Source organism: Enorma phocaeensis (assembly GCF_016901575.1).
GTDB classification, from domain to species: Bacteria; Actinomycetota; Coriobacteriia; order Coriobacteriales; family Coriobacteriaceae; genus Limicola; species Limicola phocaeensis_A.
The window spans coordinates 1-201 of the sequence record NZ_JACJKQ010000108.1; the positions used below are offsets into that span (position 1 = coordinate 1).

Consider the following 201-nt stretch of genomic DNA (forward strand, 5'->3'; position numbering starts at 1 on the left):
AGTTTGGACGGAGAGTTCGATCCTGGCTCAGGATGAACGCTGGCGGCGCGCCTAACACATGCAAGTCGAACGGCACCCCCCTTCGGGGGGACGCGAGTGGCGAACGGCTGAGTAACACGTGACCAACCTGCCCCGCGCCCGGGGATAGCTCAGGGAAACCTGGGGTAATACCCGATGCGCCGGGGGGCCGCATGGCCCCCC

Annotated in this window: 1 rRNA gene; it reads left to right on the forward strand. The window is 66.7% G+C overall.

Annotated features, from left to right (window positions below):
• Positions 1-4 precede the first annotated feature (4 nt).
• A 16S ribosomal RNA gene (locus H6A15_RS10770) occupies positions 5-201 on the forward strand; the annotation flags it as partial.